This window comes from Reinekea sp., from assembly GCF_046710285.1.
Taxonomy (GTDB): Bacteria; Pseudomonadota; Gammaproteobacteria; order Pseudomonadales; family Natronospirillaceae; genus Reinekea.
In genome coordinates this window covers 18,334-34,925 of the sequence record NZ_JBKEGY010000005.1, presented here as the reverse complement: position 1 = coordinate 34,925, position 16,592 = coordinate 18,334, and the positions used below count along the sequence as shown (strand labels likewise).

The 16,592-nt window shown below is 43.3% G+C and carries 15 protein-coding genes; 5 read left to right on the top strand and 10 right to left on the bottom strand.

The features are described from left to right. Positions 1-6 precede the first annotated feature (6 nt). From prsR to ACI882_RS05150, 4 genes are all read right to left on the bottom strand, one after another. On the bottom strand, positions 7-1,377 hold the full coding sequence (prsR, locus tag ACI882_RS05165; protein WP_411746665.1) for a PEP-CTERM-box response regulator transcription factor: 1,371 nt from the start codon (positions 1,375-1,377) through the stop codon (positions 7-9). Then, complete coding sequence (gene prsK, locus ACI882_RS05160) at positions 1,364-3,397, bottom strand: XrtA/PEP-CTERM system histidine kinase PrsK (RefSeq protein WP_411746664.1); 2,034 nt, start codon at positions 3,395-3,397, stop codon at positions 1,364-1,366. Before prsK ends, prsR begins: the two co-directional genes overlap by 14 nt. Positions 3,398-3,540: 143 nt before the next feature. Then, complete coding sequence (locus ACI882_RS05155) at positions 3,541-3,816, bottom strand: hypothetical protein (RefSeq protein ID WP_411746663.1); 276 nt, start codon at positions 3,814-3,816, stop codon at positions 3,541-3,543. A gap of 232 nt (positions 3,817-4,048) precedes the next feature. After that, entirely contained in the window at positions 4,049-4,504 is a 456-nt protein-coding gene (locus ACI882_RS05150) for a fibronectin type III domain-containing protein (RefSeq protein ID WP_411746662.1), read from the bottom strand. A 433-nt stretch (positions 4,505-4,937) separates the two neighbouring features. Here ACI882_RS05150 and glmU point away from each other — a divergent pair, with 433 nt between their 5' ends. From glmU to ACI882_RS05135, 3 genes are all read left to right on the top strand, one after another. Then, entirely contained in the window at positions 4,938-6,302 is a 1,365-nt protein-coding gene (gene glmU, locus ACI882_RS05145; protein ID WP_411745940.1) for a bifunctional UDP-N-acetylglucosamine diphosphorylase/glucosamine-1-phosphate N-acetyltransferase GlmU, read from the top strand. A 20-nt stretch (positions 6,303-6,322) separates the two neighbouring features. After that, on the top strand, positions 6,323-8,152 hold the full coding sequence (glmS, locus tag ACI882_RS05140; RefSeq protein ID WP_411745941.1) for a glutamine--fructose-6-phosphate transaminase (isomerizing): 1,830 nt from the start codon (positions 6,323-6,325) through the stop codon (positions 8,150-8,152). Between the two features lie 332 nt (positions 8,153-8,484). Further along, positions 8,485-9,717, top strand: a complete 1,233-nt coding sequence (locus tag ACI882_RS05135; protein ID WP_411746661.1) for a saccharopine dehydrogenase family protein — start codon at positions 8,485-8,487, stop codon at positions 9,715-9,717. A 64-nt stretch (positions 9,718-9,781) separates the two neighbouring features. Here the strand turns inward: ACI882_RS05135 and ACI882_RS05130 are convergent, their stop codons facing one another. Further along, on the bottom strand, positions 9,782-10,678 hold the full coding sequence (locus tag ACI882_RS05130; RefSeq protein WP_411746308.1) for a LysR family transcriptional regulator: 897 nt from the start codon (positions 10,676-10,678) through the stop codon (positions 9,782-9,784). 78 nt (positions 10,679-10,756) lie between these two features. On the opposite strand from ACI882_RS05130, the gene ACI882_RS05125 reads away from it, so the two are divergent. Continuing rightward, the gene (locus ACI882_RS05125; RefSeq protein ID WP_411746309.1) at positions 10,757-11,482 is read left to right on the top strand and encodes an NAD(P)-dependent oxidoreductase; all 726 of its coding nucleotides are present in this window, start codon (positions 10,757-10,759) and stop codon (positions 11,480-11,482) included. A gap of 72 nt (positions 11,483-11,554) precedes the next feature. Here the strand turns inward: ACI882_RS05125 and ACI882_RS05120 are convergent, their stop codons facing one another. The 5 genes from ACI882_RS05120 to ACI882_RS05100 are packed head-to-tail and all read right to left on the bottom strand — an operon-like array spanning position 11,555 to position 15,955. Further along, on the bottom strand, positions 11,555-12,313 hold the full coding sequence (locus ACI882_RS05120; protein WP_411746310.1) for an ABC transporter ATP-binding protein: 759 nt from the start codon (positions 12,311-12,313) through the stop codon (positions 11,555-11,557). Further along, a complete protein-coding gene (locus tag ACI882_RS05115; RefSeq protein WP_411746311.1) occupies positions 12,310-13,293 on the bottom strand; it encodes an iron chelate uptake ABC transporter family permease subunit in 984 nt (327 codons plus the stop codon). The genes ACI882_RS05120 and ACI882_RS05115 overlap by 4 nt, the downstream gene beginning before the upstream one ends. After that, a complete protein-coding gene (locus tag ACI882_RS05110) occupies positions 13,286-14,224 on the bottom strand; it encodes an ABC transporter permease (protein ID WP_411745967.1) in 939 nt (312 codons plus the stop codon). The genes ACI882_RS05115 and ACI882_RS05110 overlap by 8 nt, the downstream gene beginning before the upstream one ends. A gap of 7 nt (positions 14,225-14,231) precedes the next feature. Next, entirely contained in the window at positions 14,232-15,128 is an 897-nt protein-coding gene (locus ACI882_RS05105; protein WP_411745968.1) for a siderophore ABC transporter substrate-binding protein, read from the bottom strand. 26 nt (positions 15,129-15,154) lie between these two features. Next, positions 15,155-15,955 (bottom strand): siderophore-interacting protein, encoded by an 801-nt coding sequence (locus tag ACI882_RS05100; RefSeq protein WP_411745969.1) that lies wholly within the window; start codon positions 15,953-15,955, stop codon positions 15,155-15,157. A gap of 159 nt (positions 15,956-16,114) precedes the next feature. On the opposite strand from ACI882_RS05100, the gene bfr reads away from it, so the two are divergent. After that, positions 16,115-16,588, top strand: coding sequence for a bacterioferritin (gene bfr, locus ACI882_RS05095; RefSeq protein ID WP_411745970.1), 474 nt, complete (start codon positions 16,115-16,117; stop codon positions 16,586-16,588). Positions 16,589-16,592: the final 4 nt, after the last annotated feature.

Genomic DNA, 16,592 nt, shown 5'->3' with positions numbered 1-16,592 from the left:
TTCCTTCTAATTATTATCCGTTGTGAAGTTATACTTTTTCATCATGTCGTATAACGTTGGCCGGGTTACCCCGAGCAATTTCGCTGCTGCAGAAACATTTTGCTGGCTAATCTCTAAGGCCGAAGTAATGGCCGATACTTCTGCATGCTTTCGAGCTTCTTTAAGGTTTATTAAATCTGCTCTAGGGGCTTCATTGTTTATGTTCAAATCTAGATCAAATGCTGAAATCATTTTTCCGTCGCTGAGTACCAGCGCGCGCTTTATTTTGTTTTCAAGCTCGCGAATATTACCTGGCCATGAATAATCGTTAATGGCCACTAGGGCATCGTCGCTTAATTTGAGTGATTTCTTTGCGTAACCTTGCGAATGCTTGTCGACTAGATGGTTAGCGATAAGGCACGCATCGGAACCGCGGTCACGCAAGGGAGGTATTTTCACCTCTATTTCACAAATACGGTAATACAAGTCTTCGCGGAAGGTGCCTTCTTTTACCATGGCATCTAAATCTTTATTGGTGGCGCACACAATTCTTAAGTTGACTGGTATTTCTTTACGGCCACCTACGCGCTCAATGGTACGCTGTTGTAAAAAGCGCAGTAGCTTGGCTTGTAGCTGTAGCGGCATATCACCAATTTCGTCTAAAAATAACGTGCCGCCATCAGCTTGTTCAATTTTACCAATGGTTTGTTTCGCTGCACCGGTAAAAGCACCTTTTTCATAGCCAAACAACTCACTTTCCATTAAATTTTCGGGTACGGCGGCACAGTTTATGGCGACGAATTCCTGATCGGCCTGGCCACTATTGCTATGAATACCACGGGCTAATACTTCTTTGCCTGTTCCGCTTTCACCCAATAGTGTTGCGGTTATATTCGAGCTGGCAATTTTTAGCACCATGCGGCAAATATTTTTCATTTTGGTATCGGCGGTAATCACACCCTGTATAGGTTCTGCATCGGGTATTTCTTGATTATTTTCCCACTCTAATTTGGCTAGCCGGAACGCTTGAGCGACTACTTTATCGAGCATGTCGGTGTCGACAGGTTTTAGATAAAAATCAAAGGCGCCCAGTTCAATAGAGCGCAATGCGTTGCTATGGTCGTTTTTGCCGGTCAGTACTATTATTTTTGTACTTGGCCTTATACTTAATATTTCTCGTATGCATTTAAAACCTTCTGTTACGCCTTCTTCGTCAGGGGGCAAGCCCAAATCTTGAATAACAACACTGGGTTCGTACAAACGCACGGCAGCAATGGCCTCGGTTAATGAACTAGCGGTGACAATAGTTGAATCGAAATCATCGAAATGCCATTTTAACTGGCTTTGTAAGCCTTCATCGTCTTCGATGATTAAAATTGTTTTATCAAAGCTGGTCATGTTCTGCTCCTGCAAAGGTAACGGTAAAGCAACTGCCTTTGCTCTGTTCACTTTTTACGTCTAGGGTGGCACCGATATGCTCTAAATAACTTTTGGTAAGATGCGCGCCAATACCCATGCCGTTTTCGCTTTTAGTTGTTTGGAAAGGTTTGAATAATACTTCGTTGATGAATTGTTGGCTCATGCCTTCGCCGGAATCTATAATTTGTAGTTTATTGTTGGTAATTCTAACAATTACGTCTTGGTCGTCGGCCGATGCTTCTTGTGCATTGCGGACTAAGTTTTTAATAGACAGCGTCAGTTTTTGTTTGTCAGCTAATACTTGAATATCAGCATTGAGTTCTAGTGTAGGTACTGGCTTCTTATCTGAGCAAGACTCTACAACGTCTATGACTATGGCTTGTAAACTTAGTGATTCATTATTTAACAAGCTTGTTGGGTTGAATTTTTGAATGAGGTTGCGCATACGCAAGACGGAGTTATCAACAGTTTTAATCATGTCGTTAATAAATGCCGGGTTATCTTTGTGTTTTTCAGCGTTTTTACCAATTAGGGCAAGCTGTGCAATGACGTTGTTGACATCGTGCATGATAAACGAAGAGAGCCGGTCATAAGTTTCTAATTGTTTAGTTTCGAGTATTTGGCTTTCTTGTTGATGAAGTAGTATATGGCTTGAAAGCTGTGTAGATAGGTTGGTCATTAAATCACGGTCTTCATAGGTTATATCTATATTGCCTAATGGGCGCTCAATGATGGCAAAACCAATCATTTTCATTTGCACTATCAATGGTGTAATGGCCCAAATTTTTTCACTTTCCATTGCCCAATCGGGTAGTAAGGCATTGTTTTCAGCCATACTGGGTGTGCGTGACTGAGGTACAAAAATCCAATTATCTTTTAGCATTGCCTTTACAAAGGGTTCGCTAACCGATATTTCAGTGACCGGGATATCAAAAGATAAGTTCGATGTTTGTAGCGTAATCATCTGGCCATTACTGATCCAGAGTGCGCCCTTGTTTGCTTTCAGTGCGGAGCATAATATCCTTAATAACTTTGCATAGTAGTTGTCGGCATCGGCTGCGTTAAGGTCACTGAGTTTGCGAATAGCAGATAGCCATTCTAAGCGGTAGTCGTACTTTAAAGAAAAGAAATTCTTACTCACAAATACATCGAACTGTTGCCGAAACTGTTTTGAAATTAGCAGTGCAATAATAATTGCAACACCGACTATTAAAAACAACGTAAACAGGTAGCTAGCTAAAAACCCTTGCTGCTTAACGTAATAGCTCCCCAATGACCCCATTAGTACCAGTATAATTGAGGTTAACGCCGCCGATGAAAAGAAAGCCGCAGGGCGTGACACTGAAAACAGTGCTCTGGTCGATGTATGTAATTTAAAAATTAAGCTGCCAATGCTTAATGCAATAGAGGCAACAAGCGCTAAAGCTGCACGCGTTTGCCAGACATAAGCTGGAATAGACCCGTTAACGAGCCGATGGCCATAGGCAAATAAATCAAAGATGAACAACAGGGCTAGGCATAGGCCAAGTAGCTTTAAGTAACGATGGGTATTCAAGTTGCGTATGACTTGCTCGGTTAACACTAACCCAGACATTGATAAAAACAAGAAGCATAAGTTCAGCAGTGTGCTGGAATTGCTGCCAGGATAAAGAATTTGAACCGCCGTTATGGCGTTAACCACCAAAATAGTCGCAAACAGAGCAATGAGTTGTTTAGGCCAAAGCCGAAAGGCGGCTCGTTTGCGTATAAATAGTCCGAGGGTGACTAACCATAGGGTGTAACGTGAATACTCAGCAATGAGTAATCGAGTTGGGTCAACAAATTCATTTAAATAACTAAAAAATAACGCGGCTGCCCAAAACAACTGCCCAAACAAGCCAATCAATAAAATGCCTTTCCAAGGGTCTTTAAGCGCTTGGTAAAGCGTGATTAAGCATAATATTAGGGTTGCTAGACAAGCAGAAAGAAAGGCTGTTTGGCTAACCGTTAAATAATCCATTAATACGGTCTCATTACAAAACGTAAGACGTTTAATCCATGTAAGTGGTTGGAGTATATATCAGCTAGAAGGCATGTTCATTACGAGTGACGGCTTTTTTTACATTTAATTGAGAAAGTGTCGGTATTTTTATTTTTGGGTTATTACCTAGCTACTACAAAGTCACTGTATATTCCATTGGTATCGAATACAGCTACTTCAAAAACGTAGTTTTCTGGGACGGGGACGTTAGAAATTACAAAGTTAGATTGAGCATTGCCACGAATGACAATTGTACTGTAGCTGTTGTCTTTAATGTGCTTATAACGAATTTCATAGCCGCCAATATCGCTAAGTTCCATTTTAACGCCGTTAGCGCGCTGAGTAGGCGCTTGCCAATATAGCGATACATCACCCGATTGAGTGCCAAAGGCGCTCACATCGCACCCGGTTAGGGCTGATATAAGAATGAAAGCTGAAAGAAATCTAAACAACGTGTTATGCACCTCTGTACTAATTCTAATGAATTCTAACCCATTTTACGGGCAGTACTGTGATGATATTCGTTTTTTGGGGAAAAGTTGAACTTTATTTCAACAGTGTGACAAGGCAGGCGGGCGATGTGTGATGCACCTCGAGTTTTTCGAGGCACATCCGTTTGGATACTGTAGATTAATTCGCCATGGCTATGACGAAATCTGAATAGATACCATCTGAATCAAACACCGCCACTTCGAATTGATATGCATCTGCATCGCTAAGGTCTATGAACGTGTATTGATCTGTATATTTGTCATCAATAACCACGTTGGTGTAGCTGTCGTCGCTGTCTTGCTTGTAGCGAATTTCATAGCCACCGACTTCAGTCATATCCATACTTTGACCATTAACACGCTCTAGCGGCGCAGACCAATACAGGGTAACGCTTGCTGTGGCTATTGGGTCGTTATTTCCAACGTCCGGATCTGTTGGCTCAGCTTCCGGAGGCGTATTTGAATTTGGTTTGGTTACCGTTACCGTTGTGTCTGTATCATCGGCTGCATTTCCTTGCGTTGCTAATCCTTCAACTTGGCAGCCCGATAAAGCGAGAGTTAAAACAGAGGCTAATAAAGTAAGTTGAATGTTCATAATGTTTTACCTAATGGTTCTTCGTTTGATTTGATGAGGCTATGGTATGTAAAACCCTCTTTTAGACGTGTGACGGGGTTCAAAGGGTACTTTTCGTTGCGAAATAGCGCCATTTGGCGGGTTTTTGGCGCAGCGGCGGCTGTTGTTAGTCGTTTTAGTGACGAATACGCTGTTCGAATCAAAGTGATTTTGAAAGAATATGCGCCTACCTAAATTTTGACGCGTGAATCGGCTAAATACGCCCAGTTTCTAGGGCAAAGGTTGGTTTTTTCTAGCCAGCGGCTAAACCCAAAAATATTGTTGGGGTTAATAGTCGTATTTGGTGGCTTTACGTCAGGAAAATATTGACAAAAGTTGTCTTGCACTCACATTTTCAGGCACTACAATGCTGCAACTTATTTTTTGTTATATTCATCATTATTAGGAGATTGATATGGATGTCAGTGTTGTAGTGTTAGCCGCTGGACAAGGCTCACGAATGAAATCATCATTACCCAAGGTGCTGCATAAGCTTGCAGGCCAGCCACTTTGTGCCCATGTGGTCAATACTGCGCGTCAATTTTCGAATGACATCAACATGGTTGTCGGCCATGGTGCAGAGTTAGTTAAAGAACACTTTGCTGACCAAAGCGTCAAATTTTGCACCCAAGCAGAACAATTAGGCACTGGCCATGCGGTTGCGCAAGCACTGCCAAACTTGTCTAAAGAAGGTGTTGTGTTGGTGTTGTATGGCGATGTGCCTTTAACTAAACCAGATACATTGCAGGCATTGATCAATCAAGTATCAGACACCAGCATGGGCTTGCTATCTGTTTTAGTTAAAGACCCGACAGGCTATGGCCGCATTGTTCGTGATCAGCACGGTCTAATCAGCGCCATTGTTGAGCACAAAGATGCCAACCCAGCACAGCTGAAAATTAATGAAGTGAACAGCGGCATTATTGCTGTACCTGCATGGGCTCTGCACGATTGGCTACCGCTATTAAGAACCAACAACGCCCAAGGCGAGTACTATTTAACTGATCTTATTGAAATGGCCGTTGCGAAAGGCGTGAGCGTTAAAACAGTTCACCCAGTTCACGAAGAAGAAACCTTAGGTGTTAATAACCGATTGCAGTTGGCCGAATTAGAGCGCTGGCACCAGTTACAAATTGCCAAGTCTTTAATGGAAGAAGGCGTCACCGTATTAGACCCAAACCGCATAGACGTACGTGGCGAGCTGACCATAGGGCAAGATTGCATCATCGATGTAAACTGCGTTTTTGAAGGCAAGGTTAACTTAGCCCAAAACGTTGTAGTTGGCCCAAATTGCGTTATAAAAAATACCACCATTGGTGAAGGCACGGTTATTGAAGCGAACACCATGATCGACGATTCAGTTATCGGTGAAGGTGCCACCATTGGGCCCTTTGCTCGTATTCGTCCAGGCACAGAATTAGCCGATGGCACCAAGGTTGGCAATTTCGTTGAAACTAAAAAATCAAAAATTGGCCGCGGCAGTAAAGTGAATCACCTGAGCTATATTGGTGATACCGAAATAGGTGAACAATCTAACATTGGCGCGGGCACCATCACCTGTAATTACGATGGTGTAAATAAATTTAAAACCCAAATAGGATCGCGTGCCTTTGTTGGATCTAACTCAACACTCATTGCACCGGTTGTGATTGAAGATGGTGCTTTTGTTGGTGCAGGTTCTGTGATTACTAAAACTGCAACGGCTAATCAGTTAACTGTAGGTAGAGCGCGCCAAGTGACACTCAGTCATTGGCAAAAGCCGACCAAGCAGACTAAATAAATTTAATAAGGATATAAAATATGTGTGGAATAGTTGGCGCAGTGGCGCAACGTGATGTGGCTGAAATTTTGGTCGAAGGGTTACGACGTTTAGAATACCGTGGTTACGATTCAGCCGGTATTGCTATTATTAATGGTGAAGAATTAAACCGTGTTCGTCGTGTGGGTAAAGTGAGTGAATTGACCAATGCCATTGCAGATACTCCGGTACTGGGCGGAACAGGTATTGCTCACACCCGTTGGGCAACACATGGCGAGCCGAATGAAAAAAACGCACACCCACATGTTTCGGGTGAAAACATTGCGGTTGTTCACAACGGTATTATTGAAAACCATGGCCCATTGCGTAAGCGCCTGCAAGAAGCAGGCTACGTATTTGCTTCAGATACCGATACAGAAGTGATCGCGCATCTAATTGAGCTTGAGTTACAAACTTCGGACTCGCTATTAGAAGCCGTGCAAAAAACACGTAAGCAGTTAGAAGGTGCCTATGGCACGGTTGTGATTGATCGTCGTGATCCTTCGCGTATGGTTGTTGCACGTTCTGGTTCACCCTTGGTGATTGGATTAGGCATTGGTGAAAACTTTATTGCCTCTGACCAATTGGCCTTGTTGCCAGTGACACAAAACTTTATTTATTTAGAAGAAGGCGATGTTGCTGAAATTACCCGCCGTTCAGTTCGTATTGTTGATATTAACGATGCAGAAGTAACGCGCGAAGCAAAAGTCAGTGATGTCACCCATGATGCGGGTGACAAAGGCCCGTTCAAACATTTCATGATGAAAGAAATTCATGAGCAGCCAACGGCCATCACCAATACCTTAGAAGGTCGTATAACCGAAACGGGTGTTGTCACTGAAACATTCGGAGCGGGTGCCAACGAGTTATTATCTGGTATTGATCATGTACAAATTGTTGCCTGCGGAACTTCTTACAACTCTGGCATGGTGGCGCGCTATTGGTTTGAAGAAATTGCGGGGGTGTCTTGTCAGGTAGAAATTGCCTCTGAGTACCGTTACCGTACTTCGGTAGTTCCGAAAAATTCTTTATTCGTAACGCTCTCACAATCGGGCGAAACAGCTGATACCTTGGCGGCATTAACTAAAGCGAAATCACAAGGTTATGCTTCTACGCTTGCAATTTGTAACGTACCAGGCTCAAGCTTAGTGCGTGAATCAGATTTAGCCTACATGATGCGCGCAGGCGTTGAAATTGGCGTGGCATCAAGTAAAGCCTTTACCGTGCAGCTGGTGGGTTTGATGTTATTGGTGCTAAGCATTGCCAAACATCGTGGAGTTGATCAATCTGTTATAGCTAAAATCGTGAAAGGCTTGCGTGAACTACCAGCGCAGATACAACAATCGCTAACCTTAGAGCCGGTCATTGAAGCACTAGCAGAAGATTTTGCCGATAAACACCATGCTTTATTTTTAGGTCGCGGCGCACAGTACCCAATTGCAATGGAAGGTGCATTAAAGCTAAAAGAAATTAGCTATATTCATGCAGAAGCCTACGCAGCAGGCGAACTCAAGCACGGACCCTTAGCGTTGATCGATAATGATATGCCGGTAATTGTTGTAGCACCTAATAACGACTTATTAGAAAAGCTAAGCAGCAATATGGAAGAAGTGCGCGCACGCGGCGGCCAGCTCTATGTCTTCGCCGATAAGAACGCACACTTTGAAGCGGGTGAAGGGTTCAAGCTTATTGAGCTAGACCACATTGACGACGCACTCGCACCAATTTTGTATACCATTCCTTTGCAGTTGTTGAGTTATTACGTGGCAATTATCAAAGGGACCGATGTTGATCAGCCTCGTAATCTAGCCAAATCGGTTACGGTTGAGTAGGGCTGTTTTTGGCTGCGGGCTTCGGGTTAAAGATTAGAACTGAGTTAGCCTGATATTCATCGGGCTAGCTGTCGCCTCTCCGCTTTGCTCCGACGGCTCCTACAGAAAAATTGATATTAACCGGTGCTGCAGCCGAATTCTATGTAGGAGCGTTCGAAACGGAGTGAAGACGCGATTGTTCGTATCACCCGCCACCCCAACGTAACAATTCCAAAAATACCCATACTCAAACCTGCAATGGCACGTTGTTTGGACTCTTAGCTAGATACCTCAGGTATTTTCTGGCACTGTTCTCCCTAACTAGAATTCAACCTCAGCTTCAGAGAACTCTTATGAGCAAAAAATACGATATCGTTTTAATGGGTGCGACCAGTTTTGTCGGTCAAATAACTTATCGCCGGTTAGCCGAATACATTAATAACCATGCTCCAGAGCTTAGCATTGCTGTTGCAGGGCGTTCACTTGCTAAATTGACTTCAGTGCAAGCCGAGGTTTCCAAACGTCTAAATCTTAAACTCGATACGCCAATGATTGTGGCCGACTCAATGACCGAGGCCGATATGCAAGGGTTGGCTCAGTCTGCGAATGTTGTTATTTCAACAGTCGGGCCTTTCGATCAATACGGTGAACGGTTAGTCAAAGCCTGTGCTGAAAATGGTACTCACTATTGTGACTTAACCGGTGAGCCAAACTTTATTGCCGATATGCTGGCGAAATATGAAACAGTGGCGCAAAACAGCGGTGCTTGTATTGTGCATTGTTGTGGGTTTGATTCCTTACCTTCAGATTTAGGCGCTTACTATCTGCAGCAGCAATCAATAGAGAAGTTTGGTGAGCCTTGCCTCGAAATTGATATGCGTGTGAATAGAATGCAAGGTACTTTGTCGGGCGGCACCATGGCGAGCATGATTAATATTGTGAAAAAAGCCAAAGTTGATAAAGACCTGCGAAAAACACTGATGAACCCATACGCTATTGCGCCTTCGCTTACCAAGGTCAAACAGAAATTCCTAACCAAAGTTGTAGAAGACGATGTTACCAAGGGTTGGCTAGCACCGTTTATGATGGCAAGCATAAATACCAAGGTAGTGTTACGCAGTGCAATGCAGTTACCTTCATTATTTCCCGAGAACTTCATGTACAGTGAAGCGATGCACATGGGCGAAGGGTCAAAAGCTAAAAAGCGTGCTAAAAACATGGCACGTGGCTTAGGTTTTGTCGCCATAGGTTCAGCAGTTGCCCCTATACGCTGGGTGTTGGAAAAATTTGTGTTGCCGAAACCCGGAACGGGCCCTTCAGAGCAAGCGCAGGTAGATGGCTATTTTACGATTGTGCATTATGGAAAAACATCTTCAGGAAAGCGCATCGCAGTGGAAGTGCATGGCGATCAAGACCCAGGTTACGGCTCAACCGCTAAAATGTTAACCCAAGCGGCGACTGTTTTAGCAACAGAAATAGCAGCCGATCAACCGGGTGGTTTTTGGACGCCAGCAAAGTTACTTGGTGATAAGTTGGTACCACGTTTGAGTGAGTACGCGGGTGTTACCATTAAAACAATTGAATAAGTAAAATAGCGACTGCGAATACGCATTGATACAGGAATGAATAGGTAGTTGGGCTACTCTAAATCTAGGCCTGAATAAACTCAGCGATATGGTCATATACAAACTTAATACGGGGGTTAGTGCGTAGCTCTCTGTGACTAACTAGCCACAGTGGCAACTCCATAATAGCCCCTAAGTTTGGTAAAACTTGTATTAATCCTATCTGGTTGCCAATATCCACTGGCAATAGAGTCAGTCCATTACCTTGCGTTGCCAATTGAATTTGTAACCACTGAAATTGAGTGACCACAGGAAAATTTTCCTTGCTCAATGGCCAACCGAAAATTTTGAGAACTTGAATCATTGCGGGAATATCCTCGAAGCCAATAATTTCAACATCGGTAAAATTTGTTTTCTGAAGGTGCTCTATATAGTTTGCATGACCAAATAAACCAACGCTTTCTTCGGTCAGTTTCCGTGCGATCAATTCTGGTTGCTGTGGGCGTTTGTTCCTAATCGCAATGTCAGCTTCGCGTTGTTGTAGGTTGGCGATTTGATTGGTTACCGAGATTTCCAACTGTATTTCTGGAGCTAACTTCCTAATTCGTTGTATGACAGGCGGTAACCGATAAGCGGCATCCACTTCACTCGCAGTAATGATAACTTTTCCCGCGAGAGATTCAGATTGGCCTGAAGCTCTCAAGGAAAACTGACCTGCAGCTTCTGCCATTGAGCGTACATATTGCAATAGGTGTTCACCACTTTCGGTCAGTTGTATGCCACGACCAACACGTTCAAAAAGTGTAATTTTGAGTTCAGATTCTAAGGCAGCAAGCTGCCGGCTTAGCGTGGGTTGGTTTTGTCCCGTGAGCTTCGCCGCTGCAGACAAAGAACCCGCTTCCGCAACGATTAAAAACGTTCTAGCACGATTCCAATCAAAATCAATGGAGTTCCAACCTATACCAATTTGTATGTCTTTCATGCACTTTGGGGTCTTTTTGTTTGGTTAGTGTATGAATATAGTCTGCTCAATTGTTTGAAGCAACTAAAGTAGGTGAATATGAAAGTATTTATAGCGGGCATTACAGGTGCAACAGGGCGGCGCTTAGCGCAACAGTTATTGCAAAGAGGACACACAGTTGTGGCCATTGCACGTAGTCAGGGCTTATTGACTAAAGCGCTATTGGAACACCCTGAGTTATCGTTAAAGATTGGCAGTATTGGCGACATTCCAGATAGTGAATTAGTAAGCTTGCTGGAAGGCTGCGATGCGATCGGTTGTTGTCTTGGTCATAACTTATCGGCTAAGGGTATTTGGGGGCATCCACGAAGATTAGTATTAGATATAGTGAAGCGCATGTATCGCTTAGCATTAGAGAAGAGCAATGTCGACAAACCAGTCCGCTTTGTATTGATGGGGAGTAATGGCGTTATTCATCCAGATGGCCAAGATCAAAACAAATGCGCAGATCGAGCCGTGCTCACTGCGTTGCGATATATACTGCCGCCGCATCGCGATAACGAACTTGCAGCAGAGTATTTAATAAACCAAAACGATCAAAAAGTGCAATGGTGTATCGTTAGGCCTGTAGGGTTAATTGATGAGCTTGAAGTGAGCCCAATTAAAGTTTTCGCATCTGCTCAGCGTGGGCCCATATTTAGTTCAGATTTTATAAGTCGAATTAACGTTGCAGAGTTTATGACTCAGCTTATGTCAAATGATGCAGTCTGGAAGGAGTGGCAAGGTAAGATGCCAGTTATATACAATGAGAATAGTCTGCAGTAAACCGGTTTTGAGCCAGTTTGCACTACTATAGTCATGTCTAATATCGGATCCATACTATTGTAGTGCAGCTACTTATTTAAAATATAAACACACTGGCGTGTTTTCAACATTCGCCATCTGAATCGGCATGTCATAGAGCGGGGATAAGCATTCACTGTTCATGATTGTATTCGATGTGCCCGATTGGTAAATTTGGCCATTGCGCATGGCAATTATCTCATCGCTGTAATGCGAGGCAAAATTAATGTCGTGCAATACAACCACAATGCTCTTTTTAAAATCGTAACTGGCCTGCTTTAGATATTTCATAATGCTGGCGCTGTGCTTCATGTCTAGATTGTTCAGCGGCTCGTCTAAGAATATGTATTGTGTGTCTTGGGCCCATACCATGGCAATAAAAGCGCGCTGACGCTGCCCTCCTGAAAGTTGATCCAAATATCGATGTTGAATTTCACCAAGCTGAAAATACTCTACAGTGTCGTTAATTTTTTTCCAATCATCTGTGCTTGGTCGGCCACGATGATAAGGAAAGCGCCCAAAGCATATTAAGTCTAAAACAGATATGCGTGCACCTATTTGATTGTCTTGACGAAGGTAGGCTAATTGCGTTGATAATACTTCTCTTGGAATAGACGCAAGGGGTTGTCCATCAAATGTAATACTGCCTTCGGATGCATCTACTTGAGCGCTAGCAACGGATAGCAGTGAAGACTTCCCTGCTCCGTTTGGGCCGATTATGGAGGTTAGGCCGCGATCTTTCAAGGATATGTTAATGTCTTTTAGTACAGGCGACCGATCATAAGACAAACAAATGTTTTTGAGTTCTATCATGTTTTTTCTCGATACATAATGAGGGCCAGAAAACAAATTCCGCCAAACAATTCAATAATAATACTCAGCTGAGTACTGAAGCTGAAAATATGTTGCAAGCTAAAGTCACCCACGACTAATACCAGCATGCCTAGTAAAGCAGCGGAGGGTAATAAAAATTTATGTTGGTAGGTAGCGGCTAGTCGATAAGCGAGGTGAGCAACCAGTAGGCCAAAAAAGGTTATCGGCCCAACAAGGGCGGTTGAAACGCTAACGAGTATCGCCACGATGACTAGTAGCTCTTTTGTCATTCGATTCAGGTTAACGCCTAAGTTGGTTGCGCAATGACGCCCTAACAGCATGACATCCAAAATGGCATGTTTTCGCCAAATATAAAACACTAGCGTAGCGATGACGACAATTGATATAGCCAGCATCGTAGGATCGACCATGCTAAAGCTTGCAAACAATGAATCTTGTAAAACACTGAATTCCGTCGGATCGAGTAGCCTAAAAACAAGGCCGCTGGCGCTGCTAAATAAAATGCCCAATACAATCCCTGCCAATAATAAAAACTGCAAAGATTGACTACTTTGCCGAAAGAACATTCGGTAGAGTAGAGCCGTACAAGCAATCATTAAACTGGTTTCGGCGACCCATTTAACATAGGGGTTGAATGAGTTGAACCCAGAAACTCCCAACGTTAGAACCAAGAGCCCTTGAACTAAGACATACAATGAATCAAAGCCCATAATACCCGGCGTTAGAATTTTATTCTCCGTTAAGGTTTGAAATAAAACGGTAGAGATGGCTACCGCCGTTCCAACAATGAGTAGGGTCGCTAGTTTTTTACTGCGATATTTTAAAGTAAAAGCTAAGCTTGCTTTCATGTCCCACGTTAAGTACAACGCAATAGCAATGATCAATAACGTGATTAGAAAGAGGAGCCGCATCGCCGGCGATCGTATGAGTTGACCGATTGTCATTGGGTGTTTATGCATAGCGTTTGTTGGCTTTCATGATAAAGGATAAAAAGATTAGACTGCCAATAACGCCCATGATAATCCCGATAGGAATCTCATAGGGGAAGCGAATAACACGGGCGGCTATATCGCAAACGAGTACCAGTAATGCGCCTAGTATTGCAATCCAGGGTAGTGTTTTCTTTAAGCTATCTCCAAGTACCGCACTGACTAAGTTAGGAATAACCAAACCCAGAAACGGAATAATACCGGCGGTTACCACGGTAATGCCTGAAATCAGCGAGACTATTAAAACCCCCCAAGCCATATACCATTTATAGTTCAGCCCCAAGTTAGTTGACATGCTTTTACCGAGACCGACAAGGGTAAATTGGTTAGCGGTCATATAAGCGAGAACACATAAGAGGGCGCTGATCCAAAGGAGCTCGTAACGACCTTTTAATATCATCGAAAAGTCGCCTTGAACCCAGGTCCAGATGGATTGCACTAGGTCGTATTTAAAGGCTATAAACATCACAATTGATGAAATGATACCGCCATAAATAATACCAACGAGTGGCACAATGACAGTAGAACGTAATTTTATTCGGCTTAATAAAAATAGAAAACTTGCGGAGCCGATAACGGAAAACAAAGACGCCACAATCAGTTTGGTCATCATACTAGCGTGAGGTGCGTAGATAATAATCAGCAAAATACCGAGCGTTGCCCACTCGACTGTGCCGGTTGTTGTTGGTTCGACAAACTTGTTGCGAGCTAGTATTTGCATAATAACACCGGCAACAGCGAGCGACATGCCAGTGAGTAAGACGGCAATGGTTCTCGGGATGCGCGTCAAGGTTAGCATGGCAAAGTTTTCATCACTCGCCGTAATGTCTATGACACCTATAAACAAACTGATCATAGCCAGCGCTATGACCAGTAAGACTGCAAAGGTTATACGTAACATTTATCGACTATTTAACAATGGCGCTGTGTATTTGGCTGACGGCAGTGTTCACAGCGGTTAGACCGTAAGAAACTAGATACCAAGACACACCATCAACATAAATTATTTGGTCGTTCTTATAAAGGTCCATCGACTTTATTATTTCATTGTCGAGTAGTGCTTGTGCACCACCTTCGCCAGTACCAATGGCAGAATCACGATCTAAAACAATAAGCCAGTCAGGGTTCGCGTCTTTGATGAATTCAAATGAAATTGGCTCGCCATGAGTGGCTTCTTCGACATCGTCGACTGCTGGAATGAGACCTAAGTCATCATGAACCCAGCCGTAACGTGAGCCAGGACCGAATGCAGAGACTTTACCGCCATTAGTTAGTATATAGAGTACTGTTCCCGCTGAAGGTGCGGCTGCTTGTATTTCATTTACCTTAGTTTTAATGTTGTCGAGTTTTACTTGTGCTTCGGCTTCTTTATCGACTAAGGTTGCTAGTGTTTCTGTCATGGTATAGAACTGGTCTAAAAACCCTTCGCCCCAAACAGAAGAATCGAACGTTGGCGCAATGTCAGAAAATTGGTCTTTAAAATTAGCAGTTCTCGGACCCAACACAATTAGGTCGGGCTCAATTGCTGCTGTCATCTCAACATCGGGCTCAAAAAAACTACCAACATCGGTGTAATCATCAGATTTGAATTTAGATAAGTAGCCGATGGTGTGTGGCTTAGTAACGCCAGTAACTTTGACGCCTAGCGTATCGAAAGTATCAAGCGGCGCTAGGTCAAAGGTGACAATAGTTTTTGGCGTTTTATTTATTTCAAATTTACCCTGTGCATCCATTAATGTATCTGCAACGGTGTACGTCATTAATGCACAACAACTAATTAAAATGGCTTTTGGATTTATTAACATAGGTTTGTCCTTTTGATTTGACAGTATTAGCTGTCCATCACATTGTGACGGGTTTGGTGGTAGGTTTCTTCATCTTGGTTGTGCCGCCAATAGGGAACGGCGTATACATTATCTTTAGGTGCGCCAAGCTGTCTGACTGCATCACGTAGTGTTACAACGCTTTCATGCTCACCCGCAATGGTTATGCTGGTTTGCTCAATCTTGAGCGCTGTAATTGAGCTCATCACGGTGTCTAATAGCGTGTTTGTCGGCATAAATGTTTGCTGGGTAATCGTGATGTTTTTGGCGTGGTTAGGCAGGTACTCAGCGATTAATGCGGCAGCTGAAGTTGGTTCTTCTAATTCTAAAAACACCTGAAGGTGAGGCTGCGCGCCTAATGAGTCGATCACACTGCTAATGGCAGGTAGGGCTGACAAATCGGCCGCAAAGATAAAATGCTCACATTGTCGATTCACAAGACTCACCGGGCCGGGCCCTGCGAAGCCTATTTCATCACCTATTTTCGCGTTGCGTGCAAAATCACAGGCAGGACCGGCGGCATCATGCAGTACGAAATCGACAGTGAGTTCTTTTTTGAGCGCGTCAAAGTGATAAATAGAATAGGTGCGAGCAATTGGCTTCAAATGCGGCTCGGGCCATCGCACTCGGCCCTTTTCTTTCGTTGGCAGCGTGAGCGCTGGTTGATTCTCTTTTTTGAAGAAAAGCTTGATATGTAACCCAGCAAATAAATCAGGGATGGCTGTAAAGTCAGGGCTGAAAAAGGTTATTCGCCGTAGTTTATGTGCAATTGTTGTTGTCTGTTTTACTTGTATATATATCGCGCTCATACCGCTGTGCCGTTTCTTAAGATCGACGGCATAATATGAGAATGCCTATTGAATGTAAACAGCAATCATTATCATTTAAAGGTGATAAACAACGGATTCTTTGTAAAATACTTTAAATTCGCCTATTTTGGAGGCAATTAATGAAAGGGGGAAGTCTAAATGCAAGGCAGTCGCTTAGTTATTACAGAATTAAATAGAGTTTTGATGAATGAGCTCACCTCAATAAATCAATTTTTCCTGCACGCCCGCATGTTTAAAAACTGGGGCTTAGAAGCTTTGAATGAAAAGGCTTATAAAAAGTCGATTAAAGACATGAAACAAGCGGATGCGTTGATAGGGCGCATCTTGTTTTTAGAGGGGCTGCCGAACCTACAAGCCTTGGGAAAATTGAAAATTGGCGAGCATACCGAGGAAATGCTTGCCTGTGATATGAGTGTCGAATTGGAGTATATAGTGACACTTAAGGCAGCGATCAACCTATGCGAGCAAGAAGGTGACTATGTCTCGCGCGAACTGCTTGAGGACATCTTAGGCTATGAGGAAGACTATGTAGACTGGATAGAATCGCAACAATATTTAATTCAACATTCGGGCATTCAAAATTACTTACAATCCCAAATGGCTTCAAATTAGGAAG